The organism is Enterobacter cloacae complex sp. P15RS, from assembly GCF_014895905.1.
In the GTDB taxonomy this organism is placed as follows: Bacteria; Pseudomonadota; Gammaproteobacteria; order Enterobacterales; family Enterobacteriaceae; genus Enterobacter; species Enterobacter quasihormaechei.
This window is the reverse complement of the sequence record NZ_JADBQL010000021.1, coordinates 60,644-84,200: the sequence shown is the minus strand read 5'-3', so window position 1 is coordinate 84,200 and position 23,557 is coordinate 60,644. Positions and strand designations below refer to the sequence as shown.

Here is a 23,557-nt window from a genome sequence, read left to right as displayed (position 1 = left end):
ATTCGTCCATGAAAAAAAAAACTCATCAGATTAACCACCCACAAGTTCAGCGGCTTAACGAGATTCTTGAGCTCAAGAAGTTGACCAAATCAGACATGGCCCGTATTTGTGGCGTCAGTGCTCAGTCGGTCAATAACTGGTTCGTACGTGGGACGATTGGTAAAAGCTCAGCGATTAAGCTGGCGGATGCGCTTGGGGTGAGCCTTGAGTGGCTGCTTGGCCAAGATGTTGGCGAGAAAGATGGACTGAAGCCGGACGAACAACGCCTGCTGGAACTTTACCGTCAGCTTCCCGAAGAAGAACAACAGAACATGCTTCGCATCTTCGCGCTTCGCCTGAAAGAGCTAGACGAACTATATGATAAGTATATGAAAGGCCGGATTCGTTCGCAGGATGATTGAGTAATCCTTTCAGCAATGATTCGTAAAGATCTACTATAAGAAATGGCCATAAAGTGGCCTTTTTTTATGCCCCTCTAATAACTAGCACATCCCTTGTACTAAGCGCCCATTTCCCGGACTTCCAGCCTGTATCATTCCGTCGAATTTTTTGCCTCCAAAGAACAAAATTTCACTCTCAATAAGCACCGAATAAACATTTTGTTTATTTAAAATTACTCATTTTGTTGACCTGCACTTAAACTTTGTGTTTAATCTAACTCATCAAGACGCATCACGTTCCACCAAGGCAGGATGCCCACGAAGTAGCCGCCGACGGCATATGAACAGTCGGATGAGGTGGAGAGATTAAAGCGCATCAGGTGTAAACGTTCCGCTGGCCGGCGTTAAGGCAAACGAGGGTGAGAATGATTGATTTCGCACGCAAACCAGGACGGCAACAGGCTGTAAAGCTGAACTTCTTCGAAGTGATTCTTCGCCGCTTATGCTACCTGCTGGCGCAAAAGGGGGATCCAGATGTGTAACTCGACGAAATGCGGGTACTGCGGCAAGCCGGTTGAACCGGAGGAAGTAGTTAAAAGCACCCTTCTCTATCGCAACGGCTCACAGCTGGCGCGCAAAGAAAAAGAATACTGCTCTGAACGTTGTGCTTCGTACGACCAGATGGCCCACGAGGCATAACGTAAAAGCCGCGCAAGGCGGCCCGTACGTCCGGTGCTCCCGACCAAAGTTACACCGGAAAACTACTTAAACAACCAAAGTTCACCCAATGGGCGCTATCTCTGGCCCGGGGATCTTACATCCAAAAAAGAGGATCTCACATGGAATTTTTCTATGTAGTTAAGGCTACGCAGAAATCTGGCAAAGAAGACGCAGTGATTTGGTTCACTGCTAAATCAGAAGCCCGTGCAAACCTACAGCTCGATGTTGAGCTGGAAGATGCCGGTATTGAAACCGGCCGCGGTAAGGATTATGCCAAACCGGTTCGCACCGATTTCCCTGTTTACAACGACCTGCCGGAAGAAAGCACAGTGGATTACACCTGGTGCAAACGCTACGCCCTCCAGGACGATGGACGCTCCTGGCTGCCAAAGGCTGGTACTGAGTCGACTGGTGCCGTGGACAAAACTGCCGCACCGGAAACGACCGTTAAATTCGAAACTATCGTCGAGAGTGTCCCGCTTGAAAACCGCACTCCAGCGGTCCGTTTTGCTGTCCACCTGATCAGCGACAAATACCAGTCAAACATCACTAAAGAGCAGCAGTTGGCTGCAAGCGAAATGTCTCTGGATGAAGGCAACACCTATCTCCAGAATCTGCTGCTGGCGAAGAACGACATCCCTGAAGTTGCCGAACTCAGCCTGAACGCTGAGTGGAAACTGGTTCAGGCGATTAAGCAGGTCTTCGCGCCAGATGAAGAGCACGAAGTAAAGCTACTTACTGCTTTCATGGCCGACTGGTTGAGAGTAGATGCCGGCGACCGTAATGAGGTAGTGAGAGAGTGGAGGAACGGAAAGCTTACTCTGCTCAAATCAGAAAGAACCAGCGACGCCGATTTTACAACCGATCAGGTTCCAGAACCTGAAAACGGTATTCAGATTGACGAGAATGATGACGAAACCACACGTTATCCGGTCGTTCGTATGCCATTTCGCAAGCAGCTACTCGCTCAGTTCACCGCCGATGAACTGCGCCACCACTTAACCCGCGAAGAATACGAAGGTATCAGCGCGCTGGAAATGGACACAGACAACAGCTATGTCCAGAACCTGCTGCTGGCGGCAGAAAACTGCGAAGAGGTGAAGGGTTACGATACCAAAGACCTGTGGCGCTACACCGACGCCATTCGCAAAGTGTTCAGCCAGGAGAAGCGTCACGAACTCGCTTTGGTTCTCCGATTCACCAGAATCTGGGCTGCGACTGATTACATTGACCGCGGCACCCTGGTGCGCGAATGGGTTGAGGGTAATCGAATTTCTGAAGTAGGTTCTCCTGCACCTTTAGAACCAGAAAAACCAGAAACAACCGAATCCTATAAACGCGCTGTTGCCCAGAACATGGCGAACTTGAGCATTGAGATCGCGATTGCTCAGCTTTACCCAGATGCAGTACCGGGGCAAATCAACCGTACGCAACTCCTGGCCGCCAAAGAACTCGCTGACAAAAAAGATGAGTCGCACGCCAAGGCGCTCAAGGTTCTTAGTAAAACCACCGACATCCTCGACTACGACGCCAACAGTATTTTTGGAGTTACCCGCGCTATTTCATGGTCTGGAGAAGAAAGCACAACCAAACTGCGTAGCCAGGTGCGTGAGTGGTTCACGGCGAACGGCATCTATGAAAGCGGTGAGCGCTCTAAAGGCTATCCAGAATGGAACGAAGACTCCCGCGAGGTTCGTCATTCCACAGTGGAAGAACCAAGTACTCCAAGCCAGACAAAGGTCGCAAGCCTTGGAAGCGGCGTGTTCTTCATCGATGGCCTGATGGATGGAAATACCGAACCGGTCATCAATACCAACTCAAATGAAGTCGAAAAAACGGAAAACACAGCGGAGACCACCAGCGATGTGCAGATGGAAACGGCTAAGCCAGAAAAAGACGAAGATGTTGGTTCGGTACCACCGAGCGAAAGCACTGATGCAGCTAATTCGCAGACAGATTCCGTAGAAGCAGACCAGTTGCACGAAACAACAATTGACGTTCAGGAATCGAACCCAGAAGTGGAGTTCCCTGCATACTTCGAACCTGGCCGCTACGAAGGTCTGCCGAATGATGTTTATCACGCAGCAAACGGCATCAGCTCAACTCAGGTGAAAGATGCCCGTGTGTCGCTGATGTACTTCAATGCGCGCCACGTTGAGAAAACCATCGTCAAAGAGCGCTCTGCGGTGCTGGACATGGGCAACTTGGTACATGCGCTGGCGTTGCAGCCTGAACAACTGGACGCAGAATTCAGCGTTGAACCGGTAATCCCGGAAGGCGCATTCACAACGGCCGCGACCCTGCGCGCCTTTATCGATGAGTACAATGCCAGCCTGCCGGCGCTGCTGTTTGCCGACGACATTAAGGTGTTACTGGAAGAGTACAACGCCACCCTGCCGCCGCAGGTTCCGCTTGGCGCTAACCTGGAAGAAACGGCGCAGAACTATATGGCGCTGCCAGCTGACTTCCAGCGTATTGATGGTGACCAGAAGCAGACGGCGACGGCAATGAAGGCTTGCATCAAAGAGTACAACGCGACCCTGCCGACGCCGGTTAAAACCAGCGGCAGCCGTGACGCGTTGCTGGAGCAATTGGCAATCATCAACCCTGACCTTGTGGCTCAGGAAGCACAGAAACCGGCGCCACTGAAAGTGTCCGGTACCAAAGCAGACATGATCCAGGCCGTGAAGGCAGCCAAACCAGATGCCGTGTTTGCCGACGAGTTGCTAGATGCCTGGCGCGACAACCCGGAAGGGAAAGTACTGGTCACACGCCAGCAACTCAGCACCGCGCTGGATATTCAAAAAGCTCTTCTGGCACACCCGACCGCTGGCATGCTGCTGACCCACCCGAGCCGCGCCGTCGAGGTGAGTTACTTCGGCTTTGATGAGGAGACGGGCCTGGAAGTTCGTGTGCGCCCTGACCTTGAGATCGACTTGGACGGCGTGCGTATTGGTGCTGACCTGAAAACCATCAGCATGTGGAACGTTAAGCAGGAAAGCCTGCGCGCCAGGCTACACCGGGAAATCATTGAACGTGATTATCACCTGAGCGCGGCTATGTACTGCGAAACCGCGGCGCTGGACCAGTTCTTCTGGATTTTCGTCAACAAAGACGAGAACTATCACTGGATCGCCATCATCGAGGCATCCGCAGACCTTCTGGAACTGGGCATGCTCGAGTATCGAAAAGCAATGCGCGCTATAGCAACCGGCTTCGACACAGGGGAATGGCCAGCGCCAATCATCGACAATTACACCGACGAACTGAACGACTTCGACCTGCGCCGCCTTGAAGCGCTGCGCGCTCAGGCTTAAGGGGGATTTATGCAAAATACTAATGTTACGGTTACTGACCAAAACACCGTTGTTAACTCAAACGTGGCTTTGTTCGATTCCCAGTATCTGAACGCCATCAGCACGTTCGCGCAGATCATGGCGCAAGGCACCGCGACTGTTCCTAAACACTTACAGGGTAATCAGGCCGACTGCATGGCGGTAGCAATGCAAGCGGCACAGTGGCAGATGAATCCCTTTGCCGTGGCGCAGAAGACGCACCTGATTAACGGTGTGCTCGGGTATGAAGCTCAACTGGTTAATGCCGTCATTTCACGCAGCGGCGTGCTTGCCAGTCGTTTTGATTATGAGTGGTACGGTCCATGGGAAAAGGTTGTAGGAAAATTCCACATCCGTAAAGGCGATAAAGGCGAGTACCGCGTCCCGGGCTGGACCTTGGCTGACGAAGCCGGGATCGGCATCATTATCCGCGCAACCCTGAAAGGCGAAGACCAGCCGAGAGAACTGGATTTACTGCTGGCTCAGGCCCGTACCCGAAACTCTACCCTGTGGGCTGACGACCCTCGCCAGCAGCTGGCGTACCTGGCTGTCAAACGTTGGGCGAGACTGTTCTGTCCGGATGTGATTCTGGGCGTTTATACCCCCGATGAATTGGATGATCGCCGTGAAGAACGAGAGGTAAACCCTGCCTCAGCGCAGCACGTAAGCCTTGCAGACATTTCAGGTGACAACGTCACTACAACGCAAACGGCTCAGGAATCAGCTCAAAACATCGATGCACTTGCTGATGATTTCCGTGACCGCATCGAGGCGGCTCAGGATGTGGATAGCGCTAAAGCTCTGCGCGCAGATATTGAAACCGTGAAAGCAACGCTGGGTTCTGCCCTGTTCACTGAGCTGAAAAACAAGGCCGTGAAGCGTTATTACCTGGTAGACGCACGCAACAAGGTTGAGGCCGCAATCAATTCCTTGCCACCATCAGATGATCCTGATGCAGCTGCGCGGTTCGCAGAAGTAGAGCGCGTTCTTGCATCGTCGAAACGCCATCTGGGCGACGAGCTGCATGGTCAGTTCAGAATCACCCTGGCGGATATGAAACCGGAATATGTGGGCTAACGAGATCGGGAGGGGAATCCCTCCCTCAAGGAGAAGAAATGCGACTGATTAATCGAGGCAGTAAGCAATCCCCTTTGGCTCGCCAGGCATGTGAAATCGCACTCGCAGCCCACCAGCGAAGATATGGTGACTATGGGCGCAGCAAGATGAAAGAGACCTATACGGTGAGAGTGGAAGGCGTGAAGGTCTGGGTTGAAGTGGTCAACTGCAAGGCAAGCTACGTGGCCACAGCAATGACCGGCATGCGCCGACTGCGTTCCCTGCCCGGCCAGGCAAACTGAAACTGAAATATCAACGATTAAAGACCGGCATATCTATACTCATGCCGGTTACCTGAGGTGAACAATGTCGCAGGTAATTTACGATTCAGAATGGGGCGTTGCTTCAAAACTAAAAGAGAAGACAGGCCTTACAGATCGTCAGATTAAAAGCTATCGCCAAACCTCCTGGGTAGAAGGTGTTCATTTTAAGAGAATCCCATTGGATGGAAGCTGCTCCGAAGAGCGAGGACTTGTCTGGTACAACATCCCAAACATTAACAGGTTTGTGAAGGAGGCATAATGGCTGCAATGCCAACGGGTGTTGAGATCCACAACAATAAGATACGAATAAGTTTCAACTTTCAGGGCGTTAGATGCCGAGAAACATTGAAAGGATGGATCGTAAATGCTTCGAATCTCAAAAAAGCCGGGAATCTAAGGGCCAAAATTGTAAGCGAGATTCAGCTGGGCACTTTTGACTACCGGGGCGTGTTTCCGGAGTCAAAGGTAGCAGCAAAGTTTTATGCATCTAAAAATATTACGACGTTCGCAGAACTTGCAGCAACCTGGCACGAAAACCATAAAATCGATCTCTCCCCCAATGCCACAAGAAGCTATGGGATAGCTGTAAGAACGTTAACAAAACTAATTGGCCCTGAAACACTGGTTGCATCCATCACCAACAGCGACATTCTGGGCTGGAGAAAAGAATTACTGACTGGCGAGACTAACTATGCACCCGAAAAGAGGAGAAATAAAACCGGCCGCGCCGTTAGAACAGTAGATTATTATCTGGCCATCCTGCGACAAATCCTCGACTATGCGGTTAAAAATAAAGTCATTTCATATCAACCATATGTCGGGATAAAAAGGCTTCGTAAAGGGCAAACAAAACCAGACCCACTTCTGAGACATGAGTTTGAGCAGTTGAAAGAGACTGCTCCGCCTCAGCAAAAAAACATGTGGCAATTTTTTGCTTACACCGGCGTTCGGCCCGGCGAGCTTTGCGCTCTTGCCTGGGAAGATATCGATCTTAATTCCGGCGAAGCTAACATAGCGCGCAATCTAACTCAGGAAGGCTTGTTTGGACCACCCAAAACTGAAGCTGGATACCGGAGGATAAAGTTACTTGAGCCGGCTCTGGAGGCTTTGCGAGCTCAAAAGGTGCTAACGGGAGGTTCCCCAAAGGTACCAATCACTTTTCACCACCGGGAGTTCGGAAAAACAGAAACGCAGAAACTGCATTTTGTGTTTATGCCTCGACCTCAGAAAGGCAAGCAGGCAGCCTACTATTCAGTTAGTTCTATTGTGTCACTATGGGATATTACGGTAAGACGATCGGGCATTCGCCGCAGACGCCCCTATCAGTTGCGTCATACATACGCGTGCTGGATGTTGTCGGCAGGTGCTAATCCTGCTTTTATAGCGAATCAGATGGGTCATGAGAATGCAGAGATGGTCTTCCATGTATACTCTGCGTGGATAAATGCTCTCGATAGCGATCAGGTATCATTTTTGAATCAGCGCTTTGGCGGATATGCTAATGCCCCTATAGTGCCCCTGAAGCTAAAAACAAAGTAGTTAATTTATTGATTTTCCGGTGATATTTAATGAAAAAGCTGTTTGTACAGTTTTATCTTCTGCTGTTTGTCTGCTTCCTGGTAATGACGATGCTGGTCGGGTTGGTCTATAAATTCACCGCAGAGCGCGCGGGCAGACAATCCCTGGACGACCTGATGAAAAGCTCCCTCTACCTGATGCGCAGCGAGCTGCGTGAAATTCCCCCGCATGACTGGGCACGCACCTTAAAAGAGCTGGATCTGAATCTGTCGTTCGATCTGCGCATCGAGCCGATGAAGGATTTTGATTTAGCGCCGCCCGCGATGCAGCGCCTGCGCGACGGAGACATCGTGGCGCTGGACGAAAAATACACCTTTATTCAGCGTATTCCCCGCAGCCATTATGTCCTGGCCGTTGGGCCGGTACCCTACCTCTATTACCTGCACCAGATGCGCCTGCTGGATCTCGCCCTGCTGGGCTTCATTGCCATCTCGCTCGCTTTCCCTGTTTTCATGTGGATGCGCCCGCACTGGCAGGACATGCTGAAACTGGAATCCGCCGCGCAGCGTTTTGGGGAAGGTCATTTCACTGAACGCATACACTTCGACAGCGGCTCCAGCTTTGACCGCCTCGGTATTGCCTTTAACCAGATGGCCGATAACATCAACGCCCTGATTGCCAGTAAGAAACAGCTGATCGACGGCATTGCACATGAACTGCGCACGCCGCTGGTACGCCTGCGGTATCGTCTGGAGATGAGCGAAAACCTGACCGATGCGGAATCCCAGGCGCTCAATCGGGATATTGGCCAGTTAGAAGCGCTGATTGAAGAGCTGCTGACCTATGCCCGCCTCGATCGGCCTCAGACAGAGTTGCACCTGAGTACGCCGGATCTCCCCGCCTGGTTACAGACGCACATTAACGATGTGCAGAGCGTTAATCCTCAGCGAAAACTGCTGACGACTATTACTTCCGGGGCGTACGGCGCGCTGGACATGCGCCTGATGGAACGCGTGCTGGATAATCTGATGAACAACGCCATGCGCTACAGCGAAACGACGCTGCGCATAGGTTTAGATTTACAGGGGAGCCAGGCGATTCTGCATGTGGAGGACGATGGTCCCGGCATTGAGCCAGCCGAGCGTGAAAAGGTTTTCGAGCCGTTTGTGCGCCTCGACCCCAGCCGCGACCGTGCTACCGGCGGCTGTGGTCTGGGGCTGGCGATTGTCCGATCCATTGCCCAGGCGATGGGCGGCACGGTTCGCTGCGAAGCGAGCGAGCTGGGAGGGGCCCGTTTCGTCTTTAGCTGGCCGATCTATCACAACATTCCCCTTCCCGTACCTGCCTGACCTAAACCGCACGCTGGCCTGACCCGGCGTGTTGTGCTATACCTTTAGTATGTTGTAACTAATTAAGGGCGATCATGGCGACTTACGATCTCATCGAAAGGCTGAACACCACGTTTCGGGAAATAGAGCAGGCGTTATTGACCCTGACGGGGGAACTAGAGGGCTGCCGCCTGCTGGCCGCCCGTGTCTTTTCCCTGCCCGACGTGGCGAAAGGCGCGGAACACGATCCGCTGAACACCATTGAGGTGACGCAGCATATTGGTAAGGCGGCCCTGGAGCTGACGTTGCAGCACTATCGCCGCCTGTTCATCCAGCAGCAGTCCGAAAATCGCAGCAGTAAGGCCGCCGTTCGCCTGCCCGGCGTCATCTGTCTGCAAACGGATACCGCAACGCGTGAAGAGATTGAGGCGCAGATTACGCATATTAATGCGCTGAAAGCCGCCTTCGAGAAGATCGTGACCGTTGAGTCCGGGCTGGCGCCCGCTGCCCGCTTTGAATGGGTGCATCGCCAGCTTCCGGGGCTGATCACCCTGAACGCTTACCGCTCGCTGACGGTACTGCGCCACCCCGCCACGCTGCGCTTCGGCTGGGCCAACAAGCACATCATTAAAAACTTCACGCGCGATGAGATCCTGGCGCAGCTGGAGAAAAGCCTGAAATCGCCTCGGACGGTCGCCCCGTGGTCGCGGGAACAGTGGATTGAACGGCTGGAGCAGGAGTACCACAGCATTGCCTCCCTGCCGGCTGATACGCGTCTTAAGATAAAGCGTCCGGTGAAGGTGCAGCCTATCGCCCGCGTCTGGTATGCCGGGCAGCAAAAGCAGGTGCAGTATGCCTGCCCAACGCCGCTGATTGCGCTCTACGATGCGGATCGGGGTGCGGTAGTACCGGATATCGGGGAACTGCTGAACTACGATGCCGAAAACGTTCAGCATCGCTATAAACCCCAGGCGCAGCCGCTACAGCTAATTATTCCGCGGCTGCACCTGTATGTGGCGCAGTGATTACGTAAGGCTGCCCACCATCGCTTCCGGGCGGACCCAGGCATCAAACTCGGCGTCCGTCAGGTAGCCCAGCGCCAGCGCAGAGGCTTTCAGGGTAAGCCCCTCTTTGTGCGCTTTTTTCGCGATTTCGGCCGCTTTGTCATAGCCGATATGGGTGTTCAACGCCGTTACCAGCATTAAGGACTCATTCAGCAGCTGGCTGATTCGCTCACGATTTGGCTCAATGCCCACCGCGCAGTGCTCGTTAAAGCTCTCCATGCCGTCGGCCAGCAGACGAATCGATTGCAGTACGTTGTGGATCACCATCGGGCGATAGACGTTAAGCTCGAAGTTACCCGACGCGCCGCCCATGTTCACCGCCACGTCATTACCCATCACCTGGCAGCACAGCATGGTCATGGCTTCGCACTGCGTTGGGTTCACTTTACCCGGCATAATGGAGCTGCCCGGCTCGTTTTCCGGAATGCTGATCTCGCCGATGCCGCAGCGTGGGCCGGAGGCCAGCCAGCGAACGTCGTTGGCGATTTTCATCAGCGAGGCTGCCAGCCCTTTCAGCGCGCCATGGGTGTGAACCAGCGCATCGCAGGTCGCCAGCGCTTCGAACTTATTCGGGGCGGTAACAAACGCCTGCCCGGTGATCTTCGCCAGCTCGTCGGCCACGCGCACCGCATACTCGGGATGGGTATTTAACCCGGTGCCAACCGCCGTTCCGCCAAGCGCCAGCTCCGACAGGTGCGGCAGGCTGTGTTCGATATGCTTAAGGTTGTGCTCCAGCATCGCCACCCAGCCGGAGATTTCCTGGCCGAGCGTCAGCGGCGTGGCGTCCTGAAGATGCGTACGACCAATTTTGACGATGTCGCGGAAAGCCTGCGCTTTCTCATTAAGCGTCGATTTGAGCACGTTGAGCTGCGGAATAAGCTGCTCGCGGACAGCGATGACAGCCGCCACGTGCATGGCCGTCGGGAACACGTCGTTGGAACTCTGGCTTTTATTCACATCATCGTTCGGGTGAACCTTACGCTCCATGCCGCGCGCGCCGCCAAGCAGCTCGCTCGCGCGGTTCGCCAGCACCTCGTTCATGTTCATGTTACTCTGGGTGCCTGAACCGGTCTGCCAGATGGCGAGGGGAAACTCGTCGGGATGTTTGCCCGCCAGCACTTCGTCGGCGGCGTTAATGATGGCGCTGGCCTTATCGGCATCCAGCAGGCCCAAATCCTGGTTTACTTTGGCGGCTGCGCGTTTGGTCAACGCCAGCGCCTGGATGAGCGAGACGGGCATTTTTTCTGTCGAAATGCGGAAATGCTCCAGCGAACGCTGGGTTTGCGCGCCCCATAGCTTGTCGGCCGGGACGTCGATGGCGCCCATAGAGTCTTTCTCGCGGCGATGCATTGTCATTACTTACTCCTTGATAACAAAGATGGGATTGCTCACATGCTTAAGAGATAAGTATTGATGACTTCTGAGAAACGTTATGGCGCTTTGTGCGCTCTTTTTGACGTCGGGTGGCGCTTACCCGACCTACGAGAATGTAGGCCGGGTAAGCGCCACCCGGCAATTTACAGAATTACTTCACACACGCCGAACACTGAGACGACTGGATCTGTTTGAAGAAGTCGTTACCTTTGTCATCCACAAGGATGAACGCCGGGAAGTCTTCCACCTCAATTTTCCAGATCGCTTCCATACCCAGCTCCGGGTACTCCACGCACTCCAGGCTCTTGATACTGCCCTGCGCCAGCACCGCGGCCGGGCCGCCGATGCTGCCGAGGTAGAAGCCGCCGTGCTTGTGGCACGCGTCCGTCACCTGCTGGCTGCGGTTGCCTTTCGCCAGCATGATCATGCTGCCCCCGTTGGCCTGCAACTGGTCAACGTAAGAGTCCATACGGCCCGCCGTGGTGGGGCCTAACGAACCGGAAGCATACCCCTCAGGCGTTTTTGCCGGGCCTGCGTAGTAGATCGGGTGATCTTTAATGTACTGCGGCAGCCCTTCGCCGTTGTCCAGGCGCTCTTTCAGCTTCGCATGGGCGATGTCGCGGCCCACGATAATTGTCCCGTTCAGGGAAAGGCGCGTTGAAACCGGATACTGTGAAAGCTGGGCCAGGATCTCCTTCATTGGGCGGTTCAGGTCAACGCGCACCGCTTCGCCCTCACCCGCTTTACGCAGCGCTTCCGGGATATATTTACCCGGGTTGTTCTCCAGCTTTTCGATCCAGATGCCGTCGCGGTTGATCTTAGCCTTAATGTTACGATCCGCAGAGCACGACACGCCCATGCCCACCGGGCAGGATGCGCCGTGACGCGGGAGTCGGATCACGCGAATATCGTGGGCGAAGTATTTCCCGCCAAACTGCGCGCCCAGCCCCAGATTCTGCGCTTCGGTCAGCAGTTCCTGCTCAAGCTGCACGTCGCGGAACGCCTGGCCATGCTCGTTACCTTCGGTTGGCAGCCCATCATAGTATTTGGTGGAGGCCAGCTTGACGGTTTTCAGGGTGCTTTCAGCGGAGGTGCCGCCAATCACAAACGCGATATGGTACGGCGGACAGGCCGCGGTGCCGAGGGTGCGCATCTTCTCGACCAGATAGTTCTTCAGCTTGCCCGGAGTCAGCAGCGCTTTGGTTTCCTGGTAAAGATAGGTTTTGTTGGCTGAACCGCCGCCTTTGGCGATGCAGAGGAATTTATATTCGTCACCGTCGACACTGTAGAGGTCAATCTGCGCCGGCAGGTTAGTGCCGGTGTTCACCTCTTTGTACATATCCAGCGCCGCGTTTTGCGAGTAGCGCAGGTTGTCTTCGGTGTAGGTGTTGTAGACGCCGTGCGCCAGCGCCGCTTCGTCACCGCCGCCGGTCCAGACGCGCTGGCCTTTTTTACCGGTGATAATGGCCGTGCCGGTGTCCTGGCAGGTCGGCAGAATGCCTTTCGCCGCGATATCCGAGTTACGCAGGAATTGCAGCGCGACGTATTTGTCGTTCTCGCTGGCTTCCGGGTCGCTCAGGATATCGGCAACCTGCTGCTGATGCGCCGGACGAAGCATAAAGGAAGCATCGTGGAAGGCCTGCTGCGCCAGTAGCGTCAGCGCCTGGGGGTCAACTTTGAGGATCTCCTGCCCTTCAAACTCAGAGACAGAAACGTAATCGCGGGTTAACAGGTAATACTCGGTCCGATCCTGACTGAGGGGGAAAGGATCCTGATAATGGAAGGGTTTATTCGACATTGTTCTCTCACTTACTGCGTCGGTCTGTTTATTCAGGGCAGATGTTCCGCTGCCCGGCTTAAAAGCGAGTCAGCTTATCCTACACAATTTTTTAACAAAAACTGAGACTAGTACGACTTTTTACATCCGCAGGTTACTTCCATCCGGTTTATTGCTTTAATACCCGGAGTTAATTCCACATTTGAATCAGGGCTTGATAATGCAAAAACTCATCAACTCAGTGCAAAACTACGCCTGGGGAAGTAAAACTGCGTTAACGGATCTCTACGGTATCGCCAACCCGGACAATCTGCCGATGGCAGAGCTGTGGATGGGCGCGCACCCGAAGAGCAGCTCAAAAATAGAAGATGCCAGCGGCCAGGTTCGCAGCCTGCGTGACATCATCGACGCCGACAAGGCCGCGCTGCTCGGCGATAAAGTGGCAAATCGTTTTGGTGAATTGCCGTTTCTGTTCAAGGTACTGTGTGCCGATCAGCCGCTCTCCATTCAGGTTCATCCAAACAAAAAAGCATCTGAAATCGGGTTTGCTAAAGAAAATGCCGCAGGTATTCCGTTAGACGCGGCAGAACGTAACTACAAAGATCCTAACCACAAGCCGGAACTGGTGTTCGCCCTCACTCCTTTCCTGGCGATGAATGCCTTCCGCGAGTTTTCCGAGATTATTTCTCTGCTGCAACCGGTCGCCGGAGCGCATAAGGCTATCGCCCACTTCCTGGAGAACCCTACCGCGGAAGCCCTGAGCGCGCTGTTTTCCAGCCTGCTGAATATGCAGGGCGAGGAAAAATCCCACGCGCTGGCGGTGCTGAAAGCCGCGCTGAACGGCCAGCAGGGTGAGCCATGGGAGACCATTCGCGTGATTTCGGCGTTTTACCCGGACGACAGCGGCCTCTTCTCTCCGCTGCTGCTGAACGTGGTGAAGCTCAATCCGGGCGAAGCGATGTTCCTGTTCGCTGAAACCCCGCACGCCTACCTGAACGGCGTGGCGCTGGAGGTGATGGCTAACTCCGATAACGTGCTACGCGCGGGCCTGACGCCTAAATACATCGACATCCCTGAGCTGGTTGCCAACGTGAAGTTCGAGGCGAAACCTGCTGCGGAGCTGCTTACTCAGCCGGTGAAAAATGGCGCAGAGCTGGACTTCCCGATCCCGGTTGACGATTTTGCCTTCTCCCTGCACGACCTTAGCGCAGACGAAACCGCCATTGCGCAGGAGAGCGCGGCGATCCTGTTCTGCGTGGAAGGTGAAGCGACCTTGCATAACGGTAGCGAGCGTCTGGTGCTCAAGCCGGGGGAATCCGCTTTTGTTCCGGCAAACGAGTCGCCTGTCTTCGTGAGCGGCACTGGCCGTCTGGCGCGCGTTTTTAATAAGCTTTAGGGACTTACTGAATTTTTTAACAACTCTTGCTAAGCTAGTAACAGGCGTTGTAACACCAGGCGGTTTTGACCGCCTGGTTTCATTTTAGGGATAATCGCAATGAAAAAATCGGTCGTAGCGGTAGGAGTGATTGTTGCTTTAGGCGTGATCTGGACGGGTGCTTCCTGGTATACCGGGAAACAGCTGGAAAGCCGTCTGGCAGAGATGATGGCGCAGGCAAACAGCGAGATTAAGCGCAGCGCGCCTGAAGCAGGCCTGGAGCTGAGCTACCAGAATTACCAGCGCGGCGTGTTTACCAGCCATATGCAGGTGGTGGTGAAGCCGGTTGCGGGTAATCAGAACGCCTGGCTGAAACCGGGCCAGAGCGTGGTGCTGGATGAGGTGGTCAGCCACGGTCCGTTCCCGCTGGCGCAGTTGAAGAAATTTAACCTGATCCCCTCCATGGCATCAGCCAGAACCGTACTGGTCAATAATGAGGTGACGAAGCCGCTATTCGATATGGCGAAAAATACCTCGCCGTTTGAGATCAATACCCGCATCAGCTATGCCGGCGATACGCATTCCGACATCGACCTGAAAGCGCTGAATTACGAACAAGGCACCGATAAAGTCGCTTTCAGCGGCGGTAATTTCAAGCTTGACGCCGATCGTGACGGCAAGAATGTCTCCCTGACAGGCGATGCTGAAAGCGGCCTGGTGAATTCAGTTAATGAATATAACCAGAAAGTTCAGCTCACCTTTAACAACCTGAAGGCCAGCGGCAACAGCCGCATGACCGATTTTGACGAGCGTATTGGCGACCAGAAGTTGAGCCTCGATAAGATCGCCATTGCGATTGAAGGCAAAGAGATGGCGGTGCTGGAAGGCATGGATCTTGACGGCAAATCGGACGTGTCCAAAGACGGCAAAAGCATCAACACCCAGCTGGATTACAGCCTGAAAAGCCTGAAGGTTCAAAATCAGGACCTGGGTACCGGCAAGCTGTCACTGAAAATCGGCAACATTGACGGCCAGGCATGGCACGCATTTAGCCAGAAATACAGCAAAGAGAGCCAGGCTCTGCTGACCGATGCCGCCCTGCAACAGAACCCGCAGGCGTACCAGCAGCAGGCGATGGCGGTGCTGTTTAATAACCTGCCGATCCTGCTGAAAGGCGAGCCGGTAATTACCGTTGCGCCACTGAGCTGGAAAAACGACAAGGGCGAAACCAACTTCAACCTGTCGCTGTTCCTGAAGGATCCGGCAGCCGCTACCGGCGAGCCCCAGACCCTGGCGCAGGAAGTTGACCGCAGCGTGAAGTCGCTCGACAGCAAGCTGACTATCCCAATGGATATGGCGACCGAGTTCATGACGCAGATTGCGAAGCTTGAAGGTTATGGTGAAGAGGATGCAGGCAAACTGGCGAACCAGCAGGTGAAAGGCCTGGCGGCGATGGGCCAGATGTTCCGCATCACGAAAGTGGAAGACAACACCATTTCCACCAGCCTGCAATATGCTAATGGTCAGGTAACGCTCAACGGCGACAAAATGCCGCTGGAAGATTTTGTCGGCATGTTTGGTATGCCGACGCTGGGCATTCCGGCGCCGGCTGAACCGGCAGCGCCGCCGGCAGTACCGCAGCAGTAAATGACAAAACCCCTCGCACGAGGGGTTTTTTATTGCCGGGTGGCGGCTACGCCTTACCCGGCCTACGATTCTGAGCCTGCGTCACTTCACTGTCACTAACCGCGCCGCCACAATCTGATGCCCGGCCTGCACGTCCGCCTTCTCGATCCGCTGCATGATCCTGTCCGCGAGGGTGTACCCCATTTCACGAGCCGGCGTCGTCGCCCAGACGATGGGGAGATCGTCCAGCGCATTTTCACCCACATCGGCAAACGCCCCGAGCGCCACCTGGTGACCAAAGAAGGTTTCTACCCCGCCCTCACCGCTCTGGCGTCCGGCGCGGATCAAGCCGAACCACGCCCCCATCGCAATCACATCGTTATAGCAAATCACCGCGCTGATTGTCGGGCTGGTGCGGAGCAACGTGCCGATGGCTTCTGCGGCTTTCTTCTGGCTGGATTCGCACTCCACCACCCATTCGCTGTGAAACGGTAGGCCGTATTTGATGAGCGTGGAGCAGTAACCGCCCACCCGCTCGGCACGCGTGAGGGACGAACTTTTACCACCGAGCCAGGCGATACGCTGATGGCCGCGATGAATAAGATGTTCGGTCAGCATTTGCGCGGCCTGCATGTTATCCGGGCGAAGGGTATCGGCTTCGTCGAGATAGCTGGCGCGCGACGCAAACACCAGCGGTACGCCTTTCTGCGCGGCGCGCTCACAGAGTTCGCTGCCCACGCCGGACGCACCGGCCACTATCACCCCATCCACCCCTTGCGTCAGCAGCATATCCAGCCTGGAGAGCAGCTGCTCCGGTTCGCGCCCACCGTGGAGCAGAAACACCATTCGCCCCTGCGCTTCAAGCGCCTCGGTAAGCCCCGCGGTCAGTTCTGCATAAAACGGCGACGTGAGGTCGCGAACGATCAGCCCTATCACCCCGCTTTGCCCGCCGCGCAGCGCCGACGCCTGGCGATTTCGCACAAAGCCCAGCTGCTCAACGGCCTCGTTGACGCGCTGACCCGTTGCAGGAGAGATGCGTCCCTTTCCGCTCAGTACCAGCGAAACGGTGCTGACGGAAACCCCCGCCGCCAGCGCGACATCGTTGATGGTGATCTTTTTCGCTACAGCCATGTGGTGGCGTGACTCCCTGATAATGAGAACGCTAAAACGTTTTATCAATACGTTATCTTTATACTACCAGTAAAAGCCTGAGAATGTGATTTAGCGCGCACTAAAGCTTGATAAAACGTTTTATCTTCTCGCTGCATCGAGGCCGTTAAATCTCTTTCTACCATTTAAGGAGTCGTTTTATGACGACGAAAGCAGCACAAAAAATATCGCTGTGGGAGTTTTTCCAGCAACTGGGTAAGACCTTTATGCTGCCCGTGGCACTTCTCTCCTTTTGCGGGATCATGCTGGGGATCGGCAGTTCGTTAAGCAGCCACGATGTCATTACCCTGATCCCTTTCCTGGGAAATCCGGTACTTCAGGCGATCTTCATCTGGATGAGCAAGGTCGGATCGTTTGCCTTCAGTTTCCTGCCGGTGATGTTCTGTATCGCCATCCCTCTGGGCCTGGCGCGCGAAAATAAAGGCGTGGCGGCCTTTGCGGGCTTCGTGGGCTATGCGGTCATGAACCTTGCGGTTAACTTCTGGCTGACCGCGAAAGGCATACTGCCGACGACCGACGTGGCCGTACTGAAAGCCAATAACATTCAGAGCGTGATCGGCATTCAGTCCATCGACACCGGGATCCTGGGAGCCGTGATCGCCGGGGTGATCATCTGGATGCTGCACGAGCGCTTCCATAACATCCGCCTGCCCGATGCGCTGGCCTTCTTCGGCGGCACCCGCTTTGTGCCAATTATTACGCTGGTTGTGATGGGGCTGTTTGGCCTGATCATCCCCCTGATTTGGCCCGTTTTTGCGATGGGGATTGCCGGTATTGGCCGCATTATCAACGGCGCGGGTGATTTCGGACCGATGATTTTCGGCACGGGCGAACGTCTGCTGCTGCCGTTCGGCCTACAGCACATTCTGGTTGCGCTGATCCGCTTTACCGAAGCGGGCGGCACCATGGACGTCTGCGGCCATTCCGTAAGCGGCGCGCTGACCATCTTCCAGGCGCAGCTGAGCTGCCCGACCACGCACGGCTTCTCTGAAAGCGCGACCCGTTTCCTGTCACAGGGTAAAATGCCTGCCTTCCTCGGCGGTCTGCCCGGCGCGGCGCTGGCGATGTACCACTGCGCCCGTCCAGAAAACCGTCATAAAATTAAAGGCCTGCTGATTTCCGGCGTGATCGCCTGCGTCGTAGGCGGCACTACCGAGCCTATCGAGTTCCTGTTCCTGTTCGTAGCGCCGGTGCTGTACCTCATTCACGCCGTGCTGACCGGCCTGGGCTTCACCGTGATGGCGGTGCTGGGCGTCACCATCGGCAATACCGACGGCAACGTGATCGACTTCGTGGTGTTCGGTATCCTGCACGGCCTGTCTACCAAGTGGTATCTGGTGCCGGTAGTGGCGGCCATCTGGTTTGCGGTGTACTACGGGATCTTCCGCTTCGCCATCACCCGCTTTAACCTGAAAACGCCAGGCCGCGATGCCGATACGGCCACCAGCGTTGAACAGGCGGTAGCCGGAACCGTGGGTAAATCCGGCTATAACACGCCGGCTATTCTGGCAGCGCTCGGCGGTGCGGATAACATCACCTCTCTGGATAACTGCATCACCCGCCTGCGCCTGTCGGTGGCAGACATGTCGAAAGTGGACACCAACGCCCTTAAAGCTAACCGGGCTATCGGCGTGGTACAGTTAAATCAACACAATTTGCAGGTCGTCATTGGCCCGCAGGTTCAGTCAGTGAAGGATGAGCTGGCAACCCTGATGCGAACCGTCGAAGCCTGATGCCTCGCCCCCCTCGTCATGAGGGGGTTTTACTTTACGGAGCACCGTCATGTTTGATTTTTCTACCGTCGTGGATCGACACGGCACCTGGTGTACCCAGTGGGATTATGTCGCCGACCGTTTTGGCGCTGCCGACCTGCTGCCCTTCACCATCTCTGATATGGATTTTGCCACCGCCCCCTGCATTACCGAAGCGCTGCACCAGCGAATTAACCACGGGGTGTTTGGCTACAGTCGCTGGAAAAATGACGACTTCCTGGCCGCCGTAGCGCACTGGTTCCGGCAACGCTTTAACAGTCAGATTGATAGCGAAACCGTGGTGTATGGACCGTCGGTTATTTATATGGTCTCTGAGCTGATCCGCATCTGGTCCTCGCCTGGCGACGGCGTGGTGGTTCATACTCCGGCTTATGATGCGTTTTACAAAGCGGTCGAAGGCAACCAGCGTAACGTTGTTTCCGTGCCGATGCAGAAAACGGGGCATGGCTGGGACGGCAATATGGCCGCGCTGGAAGCGGCGCTGGCAAAACCGGAAAACACGATTTTGCTGCTGTGTAGCCCGCAAAACCCGACCGGCAAAGTGTGGACGCGGGACGAGCTGGCCACAATGGCGGCGCTTTGCAGACGATACGATGTGGCGGTAATCAGCGACGAAATTCATATGGATATGGTATGGGGAACGCATCGCCATACGCCCTGGAATGAGGTGGCGAGTGGCAAATGGGCGCTGCTGACCTCGGGATCCAAAAGCTTCAACATTCCGGCGCTGACGGGCGCCTACGGGCTCATCGCCGATAACGACAGCCGTAACGCCTATCTGAATGCATTAAAAGGCCGGGACGGGCTCTCTTCCCCTTCCGTGCTGGCACTGACCGCACACATTGCGGCTTATCGGCAGGGCGAACCCTGGCTGGATGCGCTGCGGGCATATCTTGCAGAAAATCTGCGCTATATTGCTGACGAACTGAATACCGCCTTTCCGGCACTCAGCTGGCAACCGCCTGAGGCTACCTATCTCGCCTGGATCGACCTCAGCCCGCTCGGTATTGACGACAATACGCTGCAAAAGGTGCTGATTGAGCAGCAAAAAGTGGCCATCATGCCGGGATATACCTATGGAGCAGAAGGAACAGGCTACGTTCGTCTGAATGCGGGTTGCCCCCGTAGTAAGCTTGAACAGGGCGTTCAGCGCCTCATCGCGGGCATCAACACGCTGCTGTAAATTATTTGCGCAACGGAATATTCCCTTGCGCAAATAGCTTTTTACCCCGTTTTGTTTTTATAATATGGCGCACTTTAACCAGCAAAGAGTGCGACCATGATTGATACACGCCTGCCTTTAACCGATATTCACCGCCATCTTGACGGCAACATTCGTGCCCAAACCATTCTCGATCTTGGCCGCCAGTTCAATTTGACGCTTCCTGCTGAAACGCTTGAAACCTTGATCCCCCATGTCCAGGTCACGTCGAACGAGCCGGATCTGGTGAGTTTCCTGAGCAAGCTCGACTGGGGCGTGAAGATGCTGGCCTCGCTCGATGCCTGTCGCCGTGTCGCCTTTGAAAACATTGAAGATGCCGCACGCAACGGCCTGCACTATGTCGAGCTGCGTTTCTCCCCGGGCTATATGGCGATGACCCACAACCTGCCCGTGGCGGGCGTGGTTGAAGCGGTCATTGAAGGCGTGCGTGAAGGCTGCAAAACCTTTGACGTTCAGGCGCGTTTAATCGGCATTATGAGCCGTACCTTCGGTGAAGCGGCCTGTCTTCAGGAGCTGGAGGCGTTACTGGCGCATCGCGACCAGATCACCGCCATCGACCTCGCCGGTGACGAGCTGGGCTTCCCGGGCAGCCTGTTCCTGTCTCATTTCAACCGCGCACGTGATGCCGGCTGGCACATTACCGTTCATGCGGGTGAAGCCGCGGGGCCGGAAAGCATCTGGCAGGCCATTCGTGAGCTGGGTGCGGAACGTATCGGTCACGGCGTGAAGGCGATTGAAGATCGTGCGCTGATGGATTTCCTCGCAGAGCAACGTATCGGAATTGAATCCTGCCTGACCTCCAATATTCAGACCAGTACGGTGGCATCGCTGGCGCAACACCCGCTGAAAACCTTCCTGGAACACGGGGTTCTCGCTTCACTGAACACGGACGATCCGGCCGTTCAGGGCGTGGATATTATTCATGAATACACTGTCGCCGCACCGCAGGCCGGACTGAGCCGCGAGCAGATCCGTCAGGCACAAATCAACGGGCTGGAAATTGCCTTCCTGACGCCTGAAGAGAAACAGGCGCTTCGGGATAAGGTGGCGACCGCATAAACCCTTTGCCGGGGGGCGGCTACGCCTTACCCGGCCTACAAACGTATTTAACACCTATGCCAGACAGAGCGTGGCGCGATGTCTGGCAGATTCGATCCCCAGCTCGATGAGCTCCATAATCTGGATGGCCTGGCTCGCCGGAACCGGATTTTCACCTGAACCGTTCAGCGCGTCACGGATTGCAGCGTAGTAGGCCGGGTAATTCCCCGGCAGGGTCAACACCGTTTCCTCAACCAGCGTCTCGCCCTCCGCACGCGTCACCACCCCGTCCCGCATGTCGTAGCCCCAGTCCTCCTGCGGTAAGCGTTCGCCATTTTTGAGGCGCTCTTCCTGGGGATCTAGGCCGAACTTCACGTAGCTGCCGCGCGCCCCGTGAAGGATATAGCGGGCCGATTCCGCAGCCGCAAGCATTGTCCCGTGCAGCACGATGCGGCGCTGAGGATAGCTTAAAATCGCGTGAAAATAGTCGGTTGTCTCCGCGCCCGGCCTGAGCTGCGCTAAATCGACCGTCATGCTCACGGGCAGACCAAACAGATGGACGGCCTGATCGAGCAGATGCGGCGCTAAGTCATACCAGATGCCGCTGCCCGGCCCCGCCTGCTCGCGCCAGCGGTCACGCACCTGCGGACGATAACGATCGAAGTGCGATTCAAAATAGGCAATTTCCCCGAGCGTGCCTTCGCTCAGCAGCGCTTTCACCGTCAGGAAATCGCTGTCCCAGCGCCGGTTGTGAAAGACCGACAATAACCGCCCCAGGCTTCGCGCCAGCGCGTCCAGCTCTCGCGCCTGTGACAACGTCACGGTAAAGGGCTTATCGACGACAACGTGTTTACCCGCCTCCAGCGCCGCTTTCGCCAGCGGGAAGTGGGTGTCGTTAGGGGTAGGGATAACAATAAGGTCAATATTAGGATCGTTAAACAGATGCTTAGGCTCCGTCACCACCGGCACGGTGGGCCAGTCGGCGTGGACTTTGGCTTCATCGCTGCTTGAAATAGCCGCCAGCGCCATGCCCGGCGTGCCGGCAATCAGAGGTGCATGAAAGGTTTTACTTGCGTACCCGTAGCCAATAAGACCGACGCGGATGTTTTCACTCATCGTGTGCCCCTCGCTGTGCGCTTATTTATCACTGGCCCTGTGCTTATCGCACAGATTAATAATGTGCCCTGTGCGTTAAAATAGCATCCCGCGGAAACGTTTTTTTGTAACGCCGCATTAAAGGAGACATATTGTCACGAGGAATCGTTCCCAAAGCGCTTGCTCTGGAGAAAAGGGCGCTGTAACATTTGTAATCTGTATTTATGGATAAATTACAAACACAAATTATGACGTCAATAATTAATCGAATCATTGAATTAGCGGGATGGATTGTCCTTGGGGTTTCGGTCGTGTTGCTTGGCATTGCCAGCCATATCGATAACTACCAGCCGCCGGAGCCCGTCACTGTCGCACAACAAAAGTAAGCCATACCGTCATAAAGCGTGACACATTACGTTATGGTACGTATTGCCAGCCGTAATGAACGGGGTTACCCTTCTCTTCCAGGCATCTGCTGATGCCTGATTCTTCGCAAAGAAAACTCCTAATTTCGTCGCGTTACCCGAGTGGACAGTTTACGTCTTTATTAATCCGTTTATTATTCGAACGCATTACCTTTATGGGTATTACCCTTTTATATGGAAACTTATTAATATGACAGTTCAGGACTATTTATTAAAATTTCGCAAGATCAATTCCCTTGAAAGCCTGGAAAAACTGTTTGACCATTTGAACTACACGCTGTCGGATAATCAGGACATCATCAATATGTACCGCGCTGCTGACCATCGTCGCGCCGAACTCGTCTCCGGCGGTCGTCTGTTCAACGTGGGGGAAGTGCCTAAGTCCGTCTGGCGTTACGTTGTATAAGAAAGTAGCCTTCGGCGCGAAATGTTATATACTCTCCGCCCTGCAAATTTCTGTATAACATTTCGCGCAGACTATGGGAGAGCGTATGACCGCATTGCCTGGAGAAAGAATTGGGGGCTGGTTAATCGCCCCGCTGGCATGGCTGCTGGTGGCACTATTAAGCGCATCGCTGGCGCTGTTGCTTTACACCACCGCACTGGTTACGCCTCATGCTATTCAGACGCTGATGTCCCAGAGTGCGCTTAATATTGCAACGTGGTTTGTGTCGTTCGTTTTCGCGATCGCAATGTGGTACTACACGCTGTGGCTGACCATCGCCTTCTTTAAGCGCCGCAAAAACGTGCCGAAACATTATATTATCTGGCTGCTTGTCTCCGTGCTGCTGGCCGTTAAAGCGTTCGCTTTTTCGCCAGTATCTGACGCGCTGGCGGTTCGCCAGCTCCTGTTTCCGCTGCTGGCAACGGCGCTTCTGGTGCCCTATTTCAAGCGTTCGACGCGCGTTAAGAAGACCTTCGTTAACCCGTAATAACCTTACAGTTAACCTGTTGTGGCC

Annotated in this window: 21 protein-coding genes and 1 pseudogene; 18 read left to right on the top strand and 4 right to left on the bottom strand. The window is 54.8% G+C overall.

Translation table 11 applies throughout. The annotated features are described in order from the left end of the window. The first annotated feature begins 8 nt into the window (after positions 1–8). The 10 genes and pseudogenes from IM267_RS13455 to tus all read left to right on the top strand — a co-directional run bounded on the left by IM267_RS13455 (position 9) and on the right by tus (position 9,685). Complete coding sequence (locus IM267_RS13455) at positions 9–401, top strand: helix-turn-helix domain-containing protein (RefSeq protein ID WP_063448890.1); 393 nt, start codon at positions 9–11, stop codon at positions 399–401. Positions 402–766: 365 nt separating this feature from the next. After that, positions 767–922: pseudogene (locus IM267_RS21255) on the top strand (hypothetical protein); the annotation flags it as partial. After that, complete coding sequence (locus tag IM267_RS13450; RefSeq protein ID WP_023296471.1) at positions 915–1,079, top strand: YdaE family protein; 165 nt, start codon at positions 915–917, stop codon at positions 1,077–1,079. The pseudogene IM267_RS21255 and the gene IM267_RS13450, both read left to right, overlap by 8 nt. Before the next feature lie 140 nt (positions 1,080–1,219). Next, on the top strand, positions 1,220–4,417 hold the full coding sequence (locus IM267_RS13445; protein ID WP_193033575.1) for a RecE family exodeoxyribonuclease: 3,198 nt from the start codon (positions 1,220–1,222) through the stop codon (positions 4,415–4,417). Between the two features lie 9 nt (positions 4,418–4,426). Then, positions 4,427–5,512 (top strand): RecT family recombinase, encoded by a 1,086-nt coding sequence (locus IM267_RS13440; RefSeq protein WP_063448892.1) that lies wholly within the window; start codon positions 4,427–4,429, stop codon positions 5,510–5,512. 38 nt (positions 5,513–5,550) lie between these two features. Beyond that, positions 5,551–5,793 (top strand): DUF4060 family protein, encoded by a 243-nt coding sequence (locus IM267_RS13435; protein WP_047365628.1) that lies wholly within the window; start codon positions 5,551–5,553, stop codon positions 5,791–5,793. Between the two features lie 64 nt (positions 5,794–5,857). Next, entirely contained in the window at positions 5,858–6,073 is a 216-nt protein-coding gene (gene xisR / locus IM267_RS13430; RefSeq protein WP_023296467.1) for an excisionase family protein, read from the top strand. Continuing rightward, a complete protein-coding gene (locus tag IM267_RS13425) occupies positions 6,073–7,353 on the top strand; it encodes a site-specific integrase (RefSeq protein WP_193033574.1) in 1,281 nt (426 codons plus the stop codon). The genes xisR and IM267_RS13425 overlap by 1 nt, the downstream gene beginning before the upstream one ends. 29 nt (positions 7,354–7,382) lie before the next feature. Continuing rightward, on the top strand, positions 7,383–8,681 hold the full coding sequence (gene rstB / locus IM267_RS13420) for a two-component system sensor histidine kinase RstB (protein ID WP_193033573.1): 1,299 nt from the start codon (positions 7,383–7,385) through the stop codon (positions 8,679–8,681). A 74-nt stretch (positions 8,682–8,755) separates the two neighbouring features. Further along, positions 8,756–9,685 (top strand): DNA replication terminus site-binding protein, encoded by a 930-nt coding sequence (gene tus, locus IM267_RS13415; protein ID WP_112792996.1) that lies wholly within the window; start codon positions 8,756–8,758, stop codon positions 9,683–9,685. Here tus and fumC read toward each other — a convergent pair whose 3' ends face one another. Continuing rightward, complete coding sequence (gene fumC, locus IM267_RS13410; protein ID WP_193033572.1) at positions 9,686–11,080, bottom strand: class II fumarate hydratase; 1,395 nt, start codon at positions 11,078–11,080, stop codon at positions 9,686–9,688. It abuts the gene before it with no gap. A gap of 169 nt (positions 11,081–11,249) precedes the next feature. After that, positions 11,250–12,896 carry a class I fumarate hydratase FumA gene (gene fumA, locus IM267_RS13405; RefSeq protein ID WP_063448897.1) on the bottom strand — a complete coding sequence of 549 codons (1,647 nt, stop codon included), beginning with the start codon at positions 12,894–12,896 and terminating at the stop codon, positions 11,250–11,252. Between the two features lie 199 nt (positions 12,897–13,095). Between fumA and manA the strand changes: the two genes are divergently transcribed. Continuing rightward, entirely contained in the window at positions 13,096–14,271 is a 1,176-nt protein-coding gene (manA, locus tag IM267_RS13400) for a mannose-6-phosphate isomerase (protein WP_193033571.1), read from the top strand. 99 nt (positions 14,272–14,370) lie between these two features. Next, positions 14,371–15,897 carry a YdgA family protein gene (locus IM267_RS13395; RefSeq protein WP_193033570.1) on the top strand — a complete coding sequence of 509 codons (1,527 nt, stop codon included), beginning with the start codon at positions 14,371–14,373 and terminating at the stop codon, positions 15,895–15,897. A gap of 81 nt (positions 15,898–15,978) precedes the next feature. Here the strand turns inward: IM267_RS13395 and IM267_RS13390 are convergent, their stop codons facing one another. Next, on the bottom strand, positions 15,979–17,007 hold the full coding sequence (locus IM267_RS13390) for a Mal regulon transcriptional regulator MalI (RefSeq protein WP_112792992.1): 1,029 nt from the start codon (positions 17,005–17,007) through the stop codon (positions 15,979–15,981). Positions 17,008–17,186: 179 nt separating this feature from the next. On the opposite strand from IM267_RS13390, the gene malX reads away from it, so the two are divergent. The 3 genes from malX (at position 17,187) to add (ending at position 21,099) form a co-directional block, all read left to right on the top strand. Continuing rightward, positions 17,187–18,779 (top strand): maltose/glucose-specific PTS transporter subunit IIBC, encoded by a 1,593-nt coding sequence (malX, locus tag IM267_RS13385; RefSeq protein WP_193033569.1) that lies wholly within the window; start codon positions 17,187–17,189, stop codon positions 18,777–18,779. A gap of 49 nt (positions 18,780–18,828) precedes the next feature. Further along, positions 18,829–20,001: a MalY/PatB family protein gene (locus IM267_RS13380; protein ID WP_193033568.1), complete on the top strand. Its 1,173-nt coding sequence runs from the start codon at positions 18,829–18,831 to the stop codon at positions 19,999–20,001. A 96-nt stretch (positions 20,002–20,097) separates the two neighbouring features. Next, positions 20,098–21,099 (top strand): adenosine deaminase, encoded by a 1,002-nt coding sequence (gene add / locus IM267_RS13375; RefSeq protein ID WP_063448903.1) that lies wholly within the window; start codon positions 20,098–20,100, stop codon positions 21,097–21,099. Positions 21,100–21,153: 54 nt separating this feature from the next. On the opposite strand, the gene IM267_RS13370 is transcribed toward add, so the two are convergent. After that, positions 21,154–22,194: an oxidoreductase gene (locus IM267_RS13370; protein ID WP_107535228.1), complete on the bottom strand. Its 1,041-nt coding sequence runs from the start codon at positions 22,192–22,194 to the stop codon at positions 21,154–21,156. A 239-nt stretch (positions 22,195–22,433) separates the two neighbouring features. Here IM267_RS13370 and blr point away from each other — a divergent pair, with 239 nt between their 5' ends. The 3 genes from blr to IM267_RS13355 all read left to right on the top strand — a co-directional run bounded on the left by blr (position 22,434) and on the right by IM267_RS13355 (position 23,530). Then, entirely contained in the window at positions 22,434–22,559 is a 126-nt protein-coding gene (gene blr, locus IM267_RS13365) for a division septum protein Blr (RefSeq protein WP_151884424.1), read from the top strand. A gap of 229 nt (positions 22,560–22,788) precedes the next feature. Next, positions 22,789–23,004 carry a transcription modulator YdgT gene (gene ydgT / locus IM267_RS13360; protein ID WP_000217941.1) on the top strand — a complete coding sequence of 72 codons (216 nt, stop codon included), beginning with the start codon at positions 22,789–22,791 and terminating at the stop codon, positions 23,002–23,004. Between the two features lie 85 nt (positions 23,005–23,089). Beyond that, the gene (locus IM267_RS13355; RefSeq protein ID WP_017693547.1) at positions 23,090–23,530 is read left to right on the top strand and encodes a DUF2569 domain-containing protein; all 441 of its coding nucleotides are present in this window, start codon (positions 23,090–23,092) and stop codon (positions 23,528–23,530) included. Positions 23,531–23,557 lie beyond the last annotated feature (27 nt).